The sequence below is a fragment of the Stenotrophomonas sp. C3(2023) genome, assembly GCF_032911385.1.
GTDB lineage: Bacteria > Pseudomonadota > Gammaproteobacteria > Xanthomonadales > Xanthomonadaceae > Stenotrophomonas.
The window spans coordinates 201,253-216,748 of the sequence record NZ_JAWJLO010000001.1 but is presented as its reverse complement, the minus strand read 5'-3'; the positions used below and the strand labels follow the sequence as shown (position 1 = coordinate 216,748).

The 15,496-nt window shown below is 68.5% G+C and carries 13 protein-coding genes; 11 read left to right on the top strand and 2 right to left on the bottom strand.

Translation table 11 applies throughout. The features are described from left to right. The first annotated feature begins 31 nt into the window (after positions 1–31). Both RZA67_RS00845 and RZA67_RS00840 read left to right on the top strand, forming a co-directional pair. Positions 32–490, top strand: coding sequence for a helix-turn-helix transcriptional regulator (locus RZA67_RS00845; protein ID WP_317210631.1), 459 nt, complete (start codon positions 32–34; stop codon positions 488–490). Further along, positions 487–1,770, top strand: a complete 1,284-nt coding sequence (locus tag RZA67_RS00840) for a type II toxin-antitoxin system HipA family toxin (RefSeq protein WP_317210630.1) — start codon at positions 487–489, stop codon at positions 1,768–1,770. The genes RZA67_RS00845 and RZA67_RS00840 overlap by 4 nt, the downstream gene beginning before the upstream one ends. Positions 1,771–1,803: 33 nt before the next feature. Here RZA67_RS00840 and RZA67_RS00835 read toward each other — a convergent pair whose 3' ends face one another. Continuing rightward, positions 1,804–2,421 carry a DUF938 domain-containing protein gene (locus tag RZA67_RS00835; protein WP_317210629.1) on the bottom strand — a complete coding sequence of 206 codons (618 nt, stop codon included), beginning with the start codon at positions 2,419–2,421 and terminating at the stop codon, positions 1,804–1,806. A gap of 141 nt (positions 2,422–2,562) precedes the next feature. On the opposite strand from RZA67_RS00835, the gene RZA67_RS00830 reads away from it, so the two are divergent. From RZA67_RS00830 to RZA67_RS00790, 9 genes are all read left to right on the top strand, one after another. Continuing rightward, complete coding sequence (locus RZA67_RS00830) at positions 2,563–4,194, top strand: TldD/PmbA family protein (protein ID WP_317210628.1); 1,632 nt, start codon at positions 2,563–2,565, stop codon at positions 4,192–4,194. 33 nt (positions 4,195–4,227) lie between these two features. Then, on the top strand, positions 4,228–5,862 hold the full coding sequence (locus tag RZA67_RS00825; RefSeq protein WP_317210627.1) for a TldD/PmbA family protein: 1,635 nt from the start codon (positions 4,228–4,230) through the stop codon (positions 5,860–5,862). Positions 5,863–5,883: 21 nt separating this feature from the next. Beyond that, positions 5,884–7,218 carry a TldD/PmbA family protein gene (locus RZA67_RS00820; RefSeq protein ID WP_317210626.1) on the top strand — a complete coding sequence of 445 codons (1,335 nt, stop codon included), beginning with the start codon at positions 5,884–5,886 and terminating at the stop codon, positions 7,216–7,218. Beyond that, positions 7,218–7,925: a DUF4159 domain-containing protein gene (locus RZA67_RS00815; protein ID WP_317210625.1), complete on the top strand. Its 708-nt coding sequence runs from the start codon at positions 7,218–7,220 to the stop codon at positions 7,923–7,925. The genes RZA67_RS00820 and RZA67_RS00815 overlap by 1 nt, the downstream gene beginning before the upstream one ends. A gap of 70 nt (positions 7,926–7,995) precedes the next feature. Then, complete coding sequence (locus RZA67_RS00810) at positions 7,996–8,979, top strand: MoxR family ATPase (protein WP_317210624.1); 984 nt, start codon at positions 7,996–7,998, stop codon at positions 8,977–8,979. Positions 8,980–8,983: 4 nt separating this feature from the next. Next, a complete protein-coding gene (locus RZA67_RS00805; protein ID WP_317210623.1) occupies positions 8,984–9,880 on the top strand; it encodes a DUF58 domain-containing protein in 897 nt (298 codons plus the stop codon). Next, complete coding sequence (locus RZA67_RS00800; protein WP_317210622.1) at positions 9,877–10,998, top strand: BatA domain-containing protein; 1,122 nt, start codon at positions 9,877–9,879, stop codon at positions 10,996–10,998. The genes RZA67_RS00805 and RZA67_RS00800 overlap by 4 nt, the downstream gene beginning before the upstream one ends. A gap of 2 nt (positions 10,999–11,000) precedes the next feature. Beyond that, positions 11,001–13,178 carry a hypothetical protein gene (locus tag RZA67_RS00795; RefSeq protein ID WP_317213766.1) on the top strand — a complete coding sequence of 726 codons (2,178 nt, stop codon included), beginning with the start codon at positions 11,001–11,003 and terminating at the stop codon, positions 13,176–13,178. Then, complete coding sequence (locus tag RZA67_RS00790) at positions 13,175–14,986, top strand: hypothetical protein (protein WP_317210621.1); 1,812 nt, start codon at positions 13,175–13,177, stop codon at positions 14,984–14,986. The genes RZA67_RS00795 and RZA67_RS00790 overlap by 4 nt, the downstream gene beginning before the upstream one ends. A gap of 74 nt (positions 14,987–15,060) precedes the next feature. On the opposite strand, the gene RZA67_RS00785 is transcribed toward RZA67_RS00790, so the two are convergent. Further along, the gene (locus tag RZA67_RS00785; protein WP_317210620.1) at positions 15,061–15,471 is read right to left on the bottom strand and encodes a hypothetical protein; all 411 of its coding nucleotides are present in this window, start codon (positions 15,469–15,471) and stop codon (positions 15,061–15,063) included. Positions 15,472–15,496 lie beyond the last annotated feature (25 nt).

Below are 15,496 nucleotides of genomic sequence, written 5' to 3'. Positions count from 1 at the left end.
CAGGAAGTAGTCATACGCATACATTGAGCGCATGCCTGTCCTGAAGACGACCGACGATCTAGCGCTTACCATCCGTCAACGCCGCAAGGCGCTTGGCTGGGATCAGGCCGGGCTGGCTGAACGCACCGGGGTCAGCCGTCAATGGGTCATCGATATCGAGAAGGGAAAGGCCCGCGCTGAGCTGCATCTGGTGCTGCGGGTAATGAACGTCCTCGGTCTCAGGCTCAGCGTGGATGCACCGGCCCCGAACCCATCGCCTTCATCGCAACAAGCGCCCAGCATGGACGAGGTGCTGGCGTCCCACCGGGGTTCGTCAAGCCGAGCCCCGGTTACCGCAAACGCACCAGGGCACGCGAACCGCTCCACTGGCAGCAGGGTGGATTTCATGCGGATCATGGAGGAGGTCGAACAGGAGCTTGATTATGCGTCCAGGCAGCAGCTCGCCAGCAAGCGAGATCAGCCACCGCCCTCGGGTGAGCGCAAAAGATGAAACTCAACCTTTTGATGGGTGCCAGCAAGGTCGGGACCGTGGAGCAGAACACCCACGCACACCCCGAACTCACCTACGCACCATCATGGGTTGCTTCAGCGGAGGCAGTGCCATTGTCGATGAGCCTGCCTCTGGCCCGACAGGCTCATTCCACTCAGACGGTATCTGCCGTTCTGTGGGGCCTGCTGCCAGACAATGAAGCCACCTTGGACCGGTGGGCTTCTGCTTTCCACGTTTCCGCCCGCAATCCACTCGGCATGCTTGCGCATGTGGGTGAGGAATGCGCCGGCGCGATGCAGTTCGTTACAGACGATCGCCTTGATCTGGTGGCTTCCGGTGCGCTGGACGCAATAACGCCGTTGTCCGATGAAGACGTGGCCGCTCGATTGCAGCGGGTACGGCAGGACGTGGGGGCCACCCGCAGACCAGATGATCCTGGCCAGTTCAGTCTTGCAGGCGCGCAGGCAAAGATCGCATTGCTGCATACCGGACAAGGATGGGCTCTCCCTTCTGGGCGCATTCCGACTACGCATATTCTCAAGCCGCCGAGCGGCGACTTCAGCGGATACGTAGAGAACGAGATGTTCTGCCTGGCATTGGCCAGGGAGATGGGCCTGCCCGCCGCGTCCAGTAATCGCCTTCAGATAGGTACGGAGTCAGCGATATGCGTGGAACGCTACGATCGCTACGAGAAGGATGGCAGTTGGTTCCGTCTGCACCAGGAGGACTTCTGTCAGGCTCTGGGCGTCCGTCCCCACCTGAAGTACCAGAATCAGGGTGGACCGGGTCCGGCAGATCTTGCGAGTGTTCTATGGACACACTCGAGTAGTCCCGCCGAGGATGTGCGCCACCTGTTCGATGCCTTGGCGTTCAACTATTTCATTGGCGGCACCGACGCCCATGCAAAAAATTACTCCCTGTTGATCGGCAATGGAGGCGTCACAAGACTTGCGCCCCTGTATGACATTTCCAGCGCGCTTGCCTATTCCGAGCTCGACATCAGAGCAATCCGGATGGCCATGCGCATCGGCAGCCATTACAACTGGTGGGACATCCGCTTGAATGACTGGGTGACGCTCTCGGAACAACTACGTTTGGATCCGTCCGAAAGTCTGAAGCGGATGGCTTTGATGGCATACCGGCTGCCGGACAAGGCCAACACCGTTCATCGGCTGATGGAACAGCAGGACACAAGCCATGAGATTCTTCATCGTCTGATCGAACAGACCCACAATGCCTGTGAGAGGTTCATACGCAGAGTCCAGGCAGCAGCAGCCTGACGACTGCCTCCATGCGCGGCCGCCGACGCCTGATCATTCCCGTCGCCACACCAGCAGGCGGTTGTTGGCCGGCATAGCAAGATCATCCACCGCGCTGAAGCCGGCCTGCGCGGCCAGTGCCTGTACGGCTTCGGCGTCCCGGATGCCGCTGCGGGCGTCACGCGCCTTCAGCCACAAATCGAACTGCGCATTGCTCTCACTGGTGAAGCCACCTGCGTAGTTGAACGGGCCGTACACCGCCAGCACGGCACCGGCGACGGTGATCGACGGCAGCCCGGCAAACAGGGCCTGCACGTGCGCCCAGCTCATGATGTGCAGCGTATTGGCACTGAACACTGCATCGAAAGGCGCAGTGCCTGTGGGCAATGCCAGCGCTGGCGCCGGGGGCAGCGCGGCCTGCAGCGCCTGTGCCGGCAGCAGATTGGGCAGCGCTTCCTCAGCGCGCCAGGCCTCGATGCCGGTCAGATGATCGGCATGGTCGCTGGGCTGCCACTGCAGGTGCGGCCACAGGCCGGCGAAGTACAGCGCATGCTCGCCGGTGCCGCTGCCGATCTCCAGCACGCGGCGGCGGTCGGCCATGAACGGTGCCAGCGCCTGTGCGATCGGCTCGCGGTTGCGCTGCACCGACGGCGCAGAAGGTTTTCCGGCCATGATGTGATCCCTGTCTGCAAAACGGCATTGTGCCGTGCCTCGACCATGACTGCAGTCACTTGCGCGATCGCGGGGCGCTGGCGACAGTCGAAGGGTCAAGCAGCCACCGGTCACGGGTGGCTCGGGGAACGGGAGCAAGCGGTGCGACGTCGAGAGTTTCTTGCGCTGTCTGGCGCGGGCCTGGCTGGCATGATGCTGCCGCATACGCGGCTGATCGCCGCCGAGCAGCTGCTGGAACCGGGCGATGCCGCGCTGGGCAAGCGCCTGGCGGATGCCGCGCTGCAGGCGGCGCGCACTGCCGGTGCCACTTACTGCGATGTGCGCATCGGGCGGTATCTCAACCAGGCAGTCATCACCCGCGAACGGTTGGTGCAGAACGTCACCAACAGCGAGTCGGCCGGCGTGGGTGTGCGGGTCATCGTCGACGGCGCCTGGGGCTTCGCCGCCACGCACCAGCGCACGCCGGAACAGGTGGTGCAGGCCGTGGGGCATGCGGTGGCCATCGCCCGCGCCAACGCGCGCGTGCAGAGCCGCCCGGTACAGCTGGCGCCCACGCCCGGCGTGGGCGAGGTGCGATGGGCCACGCCCTTGCGCCGCAATGCCATGGCCGTGCCGGTGCAGGACAAGGTCGCCCTGCTGCTGGACATCAACGCCGCTGCGCTGGACGCAGGCGCCGACTTCTTCAATTCCACCCTGTTCCTGGTCAACGAACAGAAGTATTTCGCTTCCACCGATGGCTCGTGGATCGACCAGGACATCCACCGCATCTGGCTGCCGTTCACCGCCACGGCCGTGGACAAGGCCAGCGGCCGCTTCCGCACCCGCAACGGGCTGTCCGCACCGATGGGCATGGGCTGGGAGTTTCTCGATGGCCAGGCCAGCGGCAAGTACAGCCTGCCCGGCGGCGTCATCGGCTACGGTCATTCCTACGACCCGCGCGAGGATGCCGTGGCGGCGGCGCGCCACGCGCGGCAGAAGCTCAGCGCTCCGTCGGTCAAGCCAGGCCGCTATGACCTGGTGCTCGACCCATCCAACCTGTTCCTGACCATCCACGAGAATGTCGGCCATCCGCTGGAGCTGGACCGCGTGCTCGGCTACGAGGCCAACTACGCCGGCACCAGCTTTGCCACGCTGGACAAGCGCGATGCCGGCTTCCGCTGGGGCAGCGACATCGTCAACTTCTTCGCCGACAAGACCCAGCCTGGCAGCCTTGGTGCGGTCGGCTACGACGACGAAGGCGTACGCACGCAGCGCTGGGACCTGGTGCGCGACGGCATCCTGGTGGACTACCAGGCCACCCGTGATGAAGCGCATATTCTCGGCCGCGAGGCCTCGCATGGCTGCAGCTACGCCGACTCGTGGTCCAGTGTGCAGTTCCAGCGCATGGCCAATGTGTCACTGGCGCCGGGCAAGGCGCCGCTGAGCGTCGAGGCGATGATCAAGGACGTGGAAAACGGCCTGTACTTCCACGGCCGTGGCTCCTATTCCATCGACCAGCAGCGCTACAACGCGCAGTTCGGCGGCCAGCTCTGCTATGAAATCAGGAACGGCCGGATCACCGGGCTGGTCGAGGATGCCGCCTACCAGATCCGCACGCCTGAGTTCTGGAACGCGTGCAGTGCGATCTGCGATGACCGCGATTTCCGCCTTGGCGGCTCGTTCTTCGATGGCAAGGGCCAGCCCGGACAGGTGTCGGCGGTGTCCCACGGCTCGTCCACCACCCGCTTCAACGGCATCAACATCATCAACACCGCGCGCAGTCTCGGCGCATGAGTTCCGTCCCTTATCCCGACGTGGAGAGCTGCCTTGCAACGACGTGACTTTCTCGCCCTGACCGGGCTTACCGCCGGTGGTCTGCTGGTGCCTTCGATGTTCGGCCGCGCCATCGCCGCCGAACAGCTGCAGTCGACCCTCGACCCGGCGCTGAAGAAGCGCCTGGCCGACACTGCCCTGCAGGCCGCACGCAGTGCTGGCGCTACCTACTGCGACGTGCGCATCGGCCGCTACCTGCGGCAGTTCGTGATCACCCGCGAGGACAAGGTGCAGAACGTGGTCAACACCGAGTCCAGTGGCGTAGGCATCCGCGTGCTGGTCAACGGTGCCTGGGGCTTTGCCGCCACCAACCAGCTGGCCCCGGCCGACGTGGCCAAGGCCGCACAGCAGGCAGCGGTGATCGCCCGCGCCAACGCCGGCATCCAGACCGCGCCGGTGCAGCTGGCCGCCGCACCGGGCGTGGGTGAAGTGAGCTGGCGTACGCCGATCCGCAAGAATGCCATGGAAGTGCCGATCAAGGAGAAGGTCGACCTGCTGCTGGACGTCAATGCTGCGGCCATCGACGCCGGTGCCAACTTCGTCAACTCGATGATGTTCCTGGTCAACGAGCAGAAGTACTTCGCCTCCACCGACGGCTCCTACATCGACCAGGACGTGCACCGTATCTGGGTGCCGATGACGGTCACCGCCATCGACAAGACCACCGGCAAGTTCCGCACCCGCGAAGGCCTCTCCGCGCCGATGGGCATGGGCTACGAATACCTCGATGGGGCCAGCTCGGGCAAGGTGCTCACCCCCAACGGGGTGACCAACTACAGCTCGTCCTACGACATGCGCGAAGACGCCATCGCCGCCGCGCGCCAGGCGCAGGAAAAGCTCAAGGCACCCTCGGTCAAGCCCGGCAAGTACGACCTGGTACTGGACCCCTCGCATACCTGGCTGACCATCCACGAAGCCATCGGCCATCCGCTGGAGCTGGACCGAGTGCTTGGCTACGAAGCGAACTATGCCGGCACCAGCTTCGCCACGCTGGACAAGCGCGAGCAGCAGTTCCAGTACGGCAGCGAGCTGGTCAACATCTTCGCCGACAAGACCCAGCCGGGCAGCCTCGGCGCAGTGGCCTACGACGACGAAGGCGTGAAGTGCAAGCGCTGGGACCTGATCCGCGAAGGCAAGCTGGTGGATTACCAGACCATCCGCGACCAGGCCCACATTCTCGGCAAGACCGAGTCCGACGGCTGCTGCTATGCAGACTCCTGGTCCAGCGTGCAGTTCCAGCGCATGGCCAACGTCTCGATGGCGCCGGGCAAGACCCCGCTGAGCGTGGCCGACATGATCAAGGACGTGGAGAACGGCATCTACATCATCGGCGATGGCTCGTTCTCCATCGACCAGCAGCGCTACAACGCGCAGTTCGGCGGCCAGCTGTTCTACGAGATCAAGAACGGCCAGATCACCGGCATGCTCGAGGACGTGGCCTACCAGATCCGCACGCCGGAGTTCTGGAACGCCTGCACCGCCGTTGCCGATGAACGCGACTACCGCCTGGGCGGCTCGTTCTTCGACGGCAAGGGCCAGCCGGGCCAGGTCTCGGCGGTCTCGCACGGTTCCTCGACCGCGCGCTTCAACGGCATCAACGTCATCAACACCGCCCGCAGCCTCGGCTGAGCGGCCAGGAGCCCCTGAACCATGAGTATCTTCACTGAAGCCCAGGCCAAGGCCATCCTCGACAAGGTCATTGCCCTGTCCACGGCCGACGAATGCACGGCGGTGCTGGCCGGGTCGCTGGCCGGCAACATCCGTTTCGCGCTGAACAACGTGTCCACCAGCGGCATCGTGGACAACACCGAGCTGGCCGTCACCGTGGCGTTCGGCAAGCGCGTGGGGACCGCTTCGATCAACGAGTTCGACGATGCAGCCCTGCAGCGCGTGGTCCGCCGTGCCGAAGACCTGGCCCGGCTGGCCCCGGAAAATCCGGAGTTCATGCCGGCCATCGGCAAGCAGACCTATCGCCCCAGCCCCACCTTCAGCGAGTCCACTGCGGCCATCGACCCGGCGTTCCGGGCCAAGGTCGCCGCCGACTCGATCGCCCCGTGCCGTGGCAATGGCCTGATTGCCGCCGGCTTCCTCGAAGACGGCCAGGGCTTTGTGGCCACCGCCAACAGCAACGGCAACTTCGGCTACCAGCGCACCACCAGCTTCGACTACACCTGCACCGTGCGCACCGAAGACGGGCGTGGCTCGGGCTGGGTCGGCCGCAACCTCAAGGATGCCGCCGACTTCCGTGCCGAGCAGGACGTGCGCATCGCCATGCGCAAGGCCACCGAGTCGGCCGAAGCCAAGGCGCTGGAACCGGGCAAGTACACCGTCATCCTGGAACCGGCCGCTGCCGCCGGTCTGATCAGCTTCATGATGAACTTCTTCAGCGCGCGCTCGGCCGACGAAGGCCGCAGCTTCCTGTCGAAGAAGGGCGGCGGCAACAAGCTCGGCGAGCAGGTCTTCGACCCGCGCGTGAACATGTTTGCCGACCCGTGGCATGCCGAAGCCCCGGTCCTGCCATGGGACAACGAAGGCATGCCGCGCGAGCGCATGGCCATCATCGAGAACGGCAGGATCGCCAACCTCGACTACTCGCGTTTCTGGGCCCAGAAGCAGGGCCAGACCGCCAAGGCGACGCCCGGCAACCTGCTGATGAGCGGCGGCACCAAGTCCACCGCCGAGCTGGTGCGCGAAACCCAGCGCGGCATCCTGGTGACCCGCACCTGGTACATCCGCATGGTCGACCCGCAGACCGTGCTGCTGACCGGCCTCACCCGCGACGGCACTTTCTACATCGAGAACGGCCAGATCAAGCACCCGGTGAAGAACTTCCGCTTCAACGAATCGCCGGTGATCATGCTCAACAACATCGACGAGCTCGGCAAGCCGGTGCGCGTGGCCGGTGACGAGTCCAGCTTCGTGATGATGATTCCGCCGATGCGTCTGCGCGATTTCACCTTCACCTCGCTGTCCGACGCGGTCTGATGGACCGTCGGGCCTGCCTGCGCTGGTTGGCCGCTGCCGCTTCGACGGCGGCGCTGCCGGGCTGGGCACAGGCAGGCCCGCGCAGTTCGCGCTACGACTTCTGGTTCACCCGCCTGCAGTACGACTCCGGCGACTGGGATGTGGACGCGCGGATGCCGTCCAACCTGATCACCTCGCTCATCGACTACACCTCGCTGCGCGTGGACCCGCAGGAGCACGTGGTGGCCCTGGCCGACCCGCGCATGCTGCAGGCGCCGTTCTGCTACCTGGCCGGACACACCCTGGTGGAATTCAACGCCGCCGAGCGGCAGAACTTCGTGCGCTACGTGCGCAACGGCGGGTTCGTCTTCGTTGACGACTGCAACCATGACATCGACGGCCTGTTCGCTACCTCCTTCGAAGCCCAGATGGCACGGCTGTTCGGGACCAGGGCACTGCAGAAACTGCCCAACAACCATGCGCTGTATCGCAGCTTTTTCCGCTTCCCCGACGGTCCCCCGGCCACCAGCTTCGAACTCAATGGCTGGGGTGACGACCTGGTGCACGACTACCTCAAGGGCATCCAGGTCGATGGCCGGCTGGGCGTGCTCTACAGCAACAAGGACTACGGCTGCGAATGGGACTACGACTGGCGCAACAAGCGGTTCCTGGCCGAGGACAACACCCGCTTCGGCGTCAACATCGTGATGTACGCCCTGAACAACTGACCGGCGTCGAGCCCCGCTCGACGGCAGCACACACCGGGCGCCGCCCGGCACCACAGAAGGCATGACGCGCATGAGTACCCCCGACCTCGACTCCCTGCTGCCCCGCCTGCAGACCCTGCGTGATGCGTTGGGCCAGGCCGTGGTCGGCCAGCAGCAGGTGGTCGAGCAGCTGCTGATCGGCCTGCTGGCCGGCGGCCACTGCCTGCTCGAAGGCGCCCCCGGGCTGGGCAAGACCCTGCTGGTGCGCTCGCTCGGGCAGGCGCTGGAGCTGCAGTTCCGGCGCGTGCAGTTCACCCCCGACCTGATGCCCAGCGACATCCTCGGCACCGAGCTGCTGGAGGAGGACCATGGCACCGGCCATCGTCATTTCCGCTTCCAGCCGGGCCCGGTGTTCACCAACCTGCTGCTGGCCGACGAACTCAACCGCACCCCGCCCAAGACCCAGGCCGCACTGCTGGAGGCGATGCAGGAGCATACGGTGAGCCACGCCGGCACCACCCGCGCGCTGCCGCAGCCGTTTTTCGTTCTGGCCACCCAGAACCCGATCGAGCAGGCCGGCACCTACCCGTTGCCGGAGGCCCAGCTGGACCGCTTCCTGCTGCATGTGCAGGTGGACTATCCCAGCGAGGACGAAGAACGGCGCATTCTCGAGCAGACCACCGGCGCGCCCGGGGCAGCCGTGCCGCAGGTGATGGATGCCGAGGCCGTGCTGGCGCTGCAGGCCGCGGTACGCCAGGTGCACCTCAGCGCCGATGTGCTCGACTGGATCAACCGGCTGGTGCGCGCCAGCCGCCCGGGCGAGGGTGCGCCGGCGGCGATCAACCAGTGGGTGAAGTGGGGTGCCGGCCCGCGCGCCGGTCAGTCGCTGGTGCTGGCGGTCAAGGCACGGGCGCTGCTGCAGGGCCGTTTCGCCGCCACCCGCGAGGACGTGCAGGCGCTGGCTGCGCCGGTGATGCGCCACCGCCTGCTGCTCTCCTTTGCCGCCGAGGCCGAGCAGAAGCGTGCCGACGATGTCGTCGCCGCGCTGCTGCAGGCCGTGCCGTTCCACGGCTGAAGCGATGCGTGAGGCCCCGCCCCTGCAGCTGCCGCCAGACCTGCGTGCGCGGCTGCGCGCGTTGCGGCTGCAGCCGCGCCTGGCCAGCGGCAGCCGTGGCATCGGCCAGCACGCCAGCCGCAGCCGGGGCAGCGGCCTGGAGTTCGCGCAGTACCGGGCCTACGAGCCCGGCGACGACCTGCGGCAGATCGACTGGAGGCTCTACGCGCGCTCGGACCGCTTCTTCGTGCGCGAATCCGAACGCGAAAGCCCGATCACCGTGTGGCTGCTGCTCGATGCCACCGCATCGGCCGGCCAGAGTGACCAGGCACGCCCCGGCTACAGCCGCCTGCACCACATGCAGCTGCTTGCCGCCTGTCTGCTGCAGCTGGCCCTGCAGCAGGGCGATCACTTCGGCATGCTGGCCATCAATGGCGATGGCCTGCAACTGGTGCCGGCAGGCCAGGGCGCGCGCCAACGCGACCGCGTACATCTGCAGCTGCAGGGCCTGAGCGCTACCGGCCGCTGGCCGGACAGCGCGCGTCTACGCCCGCTGTGGGAGCGGGTGCGCGCCGGCGACCTGCTGCTTTACCTCGGCGATGGGTTTGACGAAGCCGCCATCACGCTGCTGCAGCAGCTGGCCAGCGCGCGCCGCGAGGTGGCGGCGCTGCAGGTGCTGGGTGCCGACGAGCGCGAGTTTCCATTCACCACCGGCCATCGCTTCCGCGACCCGGAAACGGGTGAGGAACTGCTCGGCGACGGTGCCAGCCTGCGCGCGGATTACCTGCAACGCTTCGCCCAGGCCCGCGTCGCGCTGCAGGCGCAGCTGCAGGCCAGTGGCATCGCCAGTGCCACCGCCTGGCTGGACCAGCCACCCGAGCTGGCACTGCGCGCCCTGCTTGAGCGCGGGGGCGGCCGATGAGCCTGCTGTTCCCGTTGGGTCTGCTGGCGCTGGGCGCACTGCTGGTGCCGCTGCTGATCCACCTCGCGCGCCGCACGCCCTACACCCCGCTCGACTTCGCCGCGCTGCGCTGGCTGCGCGCACGGCAGCGGTCGCGCCAGCGCCCGCGTTTTGACGACTGGCCGTTGCTGCTGGTGCGCCTGCTGCTGCTGGCCGCGCTGGCGCTGCTGCTGGCGCGCCCGGTGGTGAACGACGTTGCCGCCACCGACATGGCGTGGGCGGTGGTGGCACCCGGGCTGGATGCCCGCGCGCTGCGCGGCACCGACACCACGCGCCACTGGCGCTGGCTGGCACCCGGCTTCCCTGCCGTTGAAAAACCGCAGGCCGCCCACGGCGTACCGCTGCCGAGCCTGCTGCGCGAGCTGGATGCACGGCTGCCGGCCGGCACCGCCCTCACCGTGTACGTGCCCGATCCGTTGCCCGGCCTCGATGGCGAGCGTCTGCGCCTGTCCCGTGAGGTCCAGTGGCAGCCGGTAGCCGCACCCTACCGCGCGCCCACCGACGCGCAACGCCCCTTGCGGCTGCGCCTGCAGGAAGGGGCCAGCGCCGAGGCCACGCATTGGCTGGCGGCGCTGCAACAGGCCTGGACCGGGCAACCGCTGGCACCGGTGCTGGCCGCCCCTGCGCTGCCCGCCCCCGGCGAGATCGGCGTGTGGGCCAGCGGCGCTGCGCTGCCCGCGCCTTGGCAGGCGTGGCTGCAGGCAGGTGGCACGGTGCTGAGCGCCAGCCCCGCCCCCGCCGATGCCCAGGTACTGCTGCGCGATGACGATGGCGCCCCACTGCTGGTGCAACAGCGCCACGGGCACGGCCGGCAGCTGCATCTGCTCGGCGCCTGGGATGCGCGCACCCACCCCGCCCTGCACGCCCCCGAGCTGCCGCGTGTGCTGCAGCTGGCCCTGCAGGGCACGCCGGTGGCGCGGCTGGGCGATGCACAGGATCACCTGCCCGTCCGCGCAGCGCTGCCGCGGCAGGCGGCCCCACCGCGTGAGCTGGCGCCCTGGCTGGGCGGGCTGATCGCGCTGCTGTTCGCGCTCGAGCGCTGGCTGGCCAGTGCGCCGCGGCGCAGGCGGCCGGTATGAGCATGGCGTCCCTGCAGCGTGCCTGGCAGCGCGCCCGCCGGCGCCGCGCCGCCATCGATCTGGCGTTTGGTCTGCCGTGGGCGCTGCTGCTGGCCGCCTTTGCCGCGCATCTGGCAGGTGTCGATGCCGCGTGGCTGGTGCTCACCGGGAGCGTGCTGACAGCTGCCGCAGCGGCCACGGCGCGGGCGCGCCAGCTGGACCGCCGCTGGTTGCAGCGCCAGCTCGACGCCAGCGGCCACAGCCAGGACAGCGCCGACCTGCTGTTCGCCGACGAGCGCGGCCTCAATCCGCTGCAGCGGCGGCAGCGCACCTTCGTGCTCGCCGCGCTGTCTCCGGCGCTGCCGGCGCTGGCCCCGCGCTGGCCTTGGCGGCGTCTGCTCGCCAGTACGGTGGTAGCAGGTGGCGCACTGCTGCTGGTGGCCTTCTGGCCGTCGTCGCGCGAGCCTGCCCGCGCTGCGTCGCCCGCTGCATCGGCAACCACCGCCACAGCGCCCCTGCAGCTGCAGGCCACCCAGCTGCAGATCACCCCGCCGCGCTACACCGGCCAGACGATGCAGCGGCAGAACAGTCTGGATGCCAAGGTCGCTGCCGACAGCGAGCTGCATTGGTCGCTGCGCTTCAACCATGCGCCACAGCAGGCATGGCTGCAGTTCCACGACGGCCGTCGGCTGCCCCTGCGTGAAGCGGACGGTGCGTGGGTCGCGCAGGACGCCACCACGGCGTCGGCACTGTATCGCGTGGTTACCGAGCCGGCACTGGCACAGACGCGCCTGCACCGGCTGGAGGTAGTGCCCGACAGGCCCCCCAGCGTGCGTGTGATCGAACCGGCCGGCACGCTGATCCTCGCCACGCCAGGCCAGCAGCGCTGGGCATTGCGCTTCGAAGCCAGCGACGACCATGCAGTGGCCGCGCAGGCCACCTTGTCGATCACGGTCACCCAGGGCAGTGGCGAGAACATCAGCTTCGTCCGCCGCAGCGTCACCCTGACCGGCAGCGGCAGCGGCACCACCCGGCGCTTCGCACATACCGTGGATCTGGCCGCAGCCGGCGCGCAGCCGGGCAACGATGTGATTGCCCAGCTTGAGGTGCGCGACAACCATGCGCCCGTCCCGCAGGTCGGCCGCAGCAACAGTGTCATCCTGCGCCTGCCCAGCACCGAAGCGGTGCTCGGCGCCGAACTGGAGGGTCGCATCAAGAAGGCGATGCCGGCCTATTTCCGCAGCCAGCGCCAGATCATCATCGACGCCGAAGCGCTGCTCGCCCAGCAGTCGCGGCTGGATGCGGGGACCTTCGTCAAACGCAGTGATGCGATCGGCGTGGACCAGCGCATCCTGCGCCTGCGCTATGGGCAGTTCCTCGGCGAAGAAAGCGAAGGCGCGCCCCGGCCGCCGCCCACCGACGACCTGCCCACCAGCGACGTGCCGACCAACGACGCGCCCACCACACACGAAGACCATGACGGCCATGATGGCCACACCCATGACAGCCAGGCCGGCGCCCACGATGACCATGGGCACGCTCATGGCAGTGCTGCCGGTGACGCGGCGCCGGTGTTCGGCAGCGCGACCGACGTGCTTGCCGAGTACGGCCACACCCACGACCATGCCGAGGCCGCAACCCTGCTCGACCCGCAGACCCGCGCCACGCTGAAGGCCGCGCTGGACCAGATGTGGTCGGCGGAAGGCGAGCTTCGCCAGGGTCGCCCCCGCGAAGCACTGCCGTATGCGAACCGGGCGCTGGCCTTCATCAAGCAGGTGCAGCAGGCCGAACGCATCTACCTCGCCCGGGTCGGGCCCGAGCTGCCGCCGATCGACGAAAGCCGGCGGCTGGGGGGCGAGCGCAACGGTCTGGACAGCCGTGTGCTTACGCTGGCGCCGCGCCGCGCGCCGGACCCGGCCATCGTGGAGGCGTGGCAGCGGCTGGGCGACAGCGGCGGCGAAACGGATCTGGATGCGCTGGCGGCGTGGCAGCAGCGCAATGCCGACCATCTGCCTGACGCCCTCGATCTGGCTGCCGCCATCGAACAGCTGCGCCTGACCCCTGACTGCAACGACTGCCGCACGCGCCTGCGTGCGCAGCTGTGGCGCGCGCTGCAGCGCCCCCTGCCGCAGGCGCTGCGGCGGCAGGCCAGCGATGGGATGGGTCAGCGCTATCTCGATGCTCTGGAAGCCCGCCCATGACCCTGCCCGCGCTCAATCTCTGGCTGGCCGCCGCGCTGCTGCTGGCAGTGCTGCTGGCCAGCGCGCGGCAGCTGCGTGCACCCCGCCGCCCGCTGCCGCGGCTGCTGGCGGTCGTCCTGCTGCAGGCGGTCGCTGCGGCGCTGCTGTACGCCACCCTGCTGCCGCCGCCGGTTCCGGTGCAGGCGCATGGCCGGCTCGTGCTGGGTGCCGACGCTGGCGCGGCCGGGGCGCTGCCGCTCAGTGACGCTCCGCCCCTGCTGCTGCCCGAGGCCGAGCACGTGCCCGGCGGCATCCGCGTGCCCGACCTGGCCACTGCGTTGCGTCAGCACCCCGCCGCAGCGCTCACCCTCGTCGGTGCCGGCCTGACCGCGCGCGACCGTGACACCGCGTTGCCGGTGCCACTGCACTGGCAACCGAGCCCGCAGCCGCGCGGCTGGGTTGCGCTGCAGCCGCCACCTGCTGTGGCGCCCGGGGCGCGTTTCGAGCTGCAGGCCCGTGCCCATGGCGTTGCCAATGGCAAGGCTGAACTGCTCGACCCGGCCGATGCCGTGGTCGACCGCGTGGCGCTGGCCAGTGATGGGCGCGTGCAGCTCAGCGGCGTCGCGCGTGCTGCCGGTCGCAGCGTGTTCCGGCTGCGCCTGCTCGATGGCAACGGCGAGGTGGTGGAGACGGTACCGGTGCCGCAGCAGACGGTGACCGGTGCGCCACTGCGCATGCGCGTGCGCGCCGGTGCACCCGGTGCCGAACTGAAGTACCTGCGCCGCTGGGCGACCGACACCGGCATCGTGACCCAGGTCCAGTCCGACGCCGGTGCCGGCCTGAGCCTGGGCGATGGCAACGTCGCGATCGATGCTGCCACGCTCGCGCGTACTGATCTGCTGGTGCTCGACGAACGCAGCCTGGCCGCCCTGGGTGGCGGCCAGCTCGCCGCGCTGCGCGGTGCGCTGCAGGCTGGCCTGGGTGTGCTGGTGCGCGGTACCGGCGCACCCGCGCCCGCTGCACGCCAGCGCCTGGCGCAGCTTGGCCTGCCGGTCCAGGGCGACGGCAGCAGCGCCAGCGTGCAACTGCGCGACGGTGGCGACGGCCAGATGCTGCAGGCCCGGCGTGGCCCGCTGGCGGCCACCACTCTGCCCACGGCCGACGGGCGGGAAGCCGATCGCCACTCGCACGATGCCGCGCTGCCGGCATTGGAGCAGCTGGCACTGCGCGCAACGTCGGGCCATGCACTGCTGCACGGTGCGCAGGGCGAGGCCATCGGTGGCTGGCAGGCCGTGGGTCAGGGCCGCGTCGGGCTGCTCCCGCTCACCGATACCTGGCGCTGGGTGCTGGCCGGCCGTGATGACCGCCATGGCGAACTCTGGAGCCATATCGTCAGCGTGCTGGCCCGTGCCCAGCCTCGCACCGACCCGTTGTGGTCGCCGCAGCCGCTGGCGTGGGCCGGGCAACGGCAGCTGTTGTGCGGGGTGGAAGATGCGCTGTCACAGCAGGGCACCCCCTTGCTGGTGGACCCCGCCTCCGGCCCGCAGCGCTGCGCTGCCTGGTGGCCGCGCGAGCCCGGCTGGCAGCCTCTGCAGCTGGGTGAGCAGACCCTGTGGCGGTATGTCTTCGACCCTGCCAGCGCGCATGCGCTGCATCGGGCGGTGATGGCCGAGGCCACCGCGCAGCGCGTGGCCGACAGTGGTGTGGGCAGTGTCGTGCCGACGCAGACCGCGCCCGGCTCACGCTGGCCCTGGTGGCTCGGTCTGCTGCTCACGCTGACGCTGCTGTGGTGGCTGGAGCGGCGCACCCGGTTGCCGTCCGGTAGGTGACGACCGTTGGTCGTCACGCTGTTGCCCCGGCGCATGGCCATCCTTCCGCCTGAGCGCGGTGGCCCTGCCTGCCGTTACCGGTCGCAATCCTGCTGACAGAACTGCTCGGCGCGCTGCTGCTGTTCGTCGCTGAGCGTCGGCGGCGGCCGGGCAATGGCTGACTGGATCTGGTCGCGGCCACCGGTCACCTTGTGCAGGCCCTGCGCAGCCTTCATCAACCCGTAGTTGATGCCCATCATCACGTAGCCGCCGCTCATGCCCACCTGCTCCGGGGTCGGCGGCTCGCTCCAGGACCTGCTGAACCGATTGTCCTCGATCTTCACCGGGTTCTTGAAGCGGTACAGATCCACCACCTCCTCGTCCGGGTTCAGCGCGCGCACCTCGCCCAGCGTCTGGACCGGTTCGTTGCCGCGCGCAGGCGCCGCCGGCACAGGCGCGTCCTCGCCCGTGACCTGCTGCGCCTGCACTGCGCCAGTCAGCAGCATCGCTGCCAGCGCTGCGTATCGTCCT

Bases quoted from the DNA above. Each gene is read 5' to 3' on its own strand.
- RZA67_RS00785 (WP_317210620.1), bottom strand. From the start codon at position 15,471: ATGCTGCTGACTGGCGCAGTGCAGGCGCAGCAGGTCACGGGCGAGGAC.
- RZA67_RS00795 (WP_317213766.1), top strand. From the start codon at position 11,001: ATGGCGTCCCTGCAGCGTGCCTGGCAGCGCGCCCGCCGGCGCCGCGCC.
- RZA67_RS00840 (WP_317210630.1), top strand. From the start codon at position 487: ATGAAACTCAACCTTTTGATGGGTGCCAGCAAGGTCGGGACCGTGGAG.
- RZA67_RS00805 (WP_317210623.1), top strand. From the start codon at position 8,984: ATGCGTGAGGCCCCGCCCCTGCAGCTGCCGCCAGACCTGCGTGCGCGG.
- RZA67_RS00810 (WP_317210624.1), top strand. From the start codon at position 7,996: ATGAGTACCCCCGACCTCGACTCCCTGCTGCCCCGCCTGCAGACCCTG.
- RZA67_RS00820 (WP_317210626.1), top strand. From the start codon at position 5,884: ATGAGTATCTTCACTGAAGCCCAGGCCAAGGCCATCCTCGACAAGGTC.
- RZA67_RS00800 (WP_317210622.1), top strand. From the start codon at position 9,877: ATGAGCCTGCTGTTCCCGTTGGGTCTGCTGGCGCTGGGCGCACTGCTG.
- RZA67_RS00790 (WP_317210621.1), top strand. From the start codon at position 13,175: ATGACCCTGCCCGCGCTCAATCTCTGGCTGGCCGCCGCGCTGCTGCTG.
- RZA67_RS00845 (WP_317210631.1), top strand. From the start codon at position 32: ATGCCTGTCCTGAAGACGACCGACGATCTAGCGCTTACCATCCGTCAA.
- RZA67_RS00835 (WP_317210629.1), bottom strand. From the start codon at position 2,421: ATGGCCGGAAAACCTTCTGCGCCGTCGGTGCAGCGCAACCGCGAGCCG.
- RZA67_RS00815 (WP_317210625.1), top strand. From the start codon at position 7,218: ATGGACCGTCGGGCCTGCCTGCGCTGGTTGGCCGCTGCCGCTTCGACG.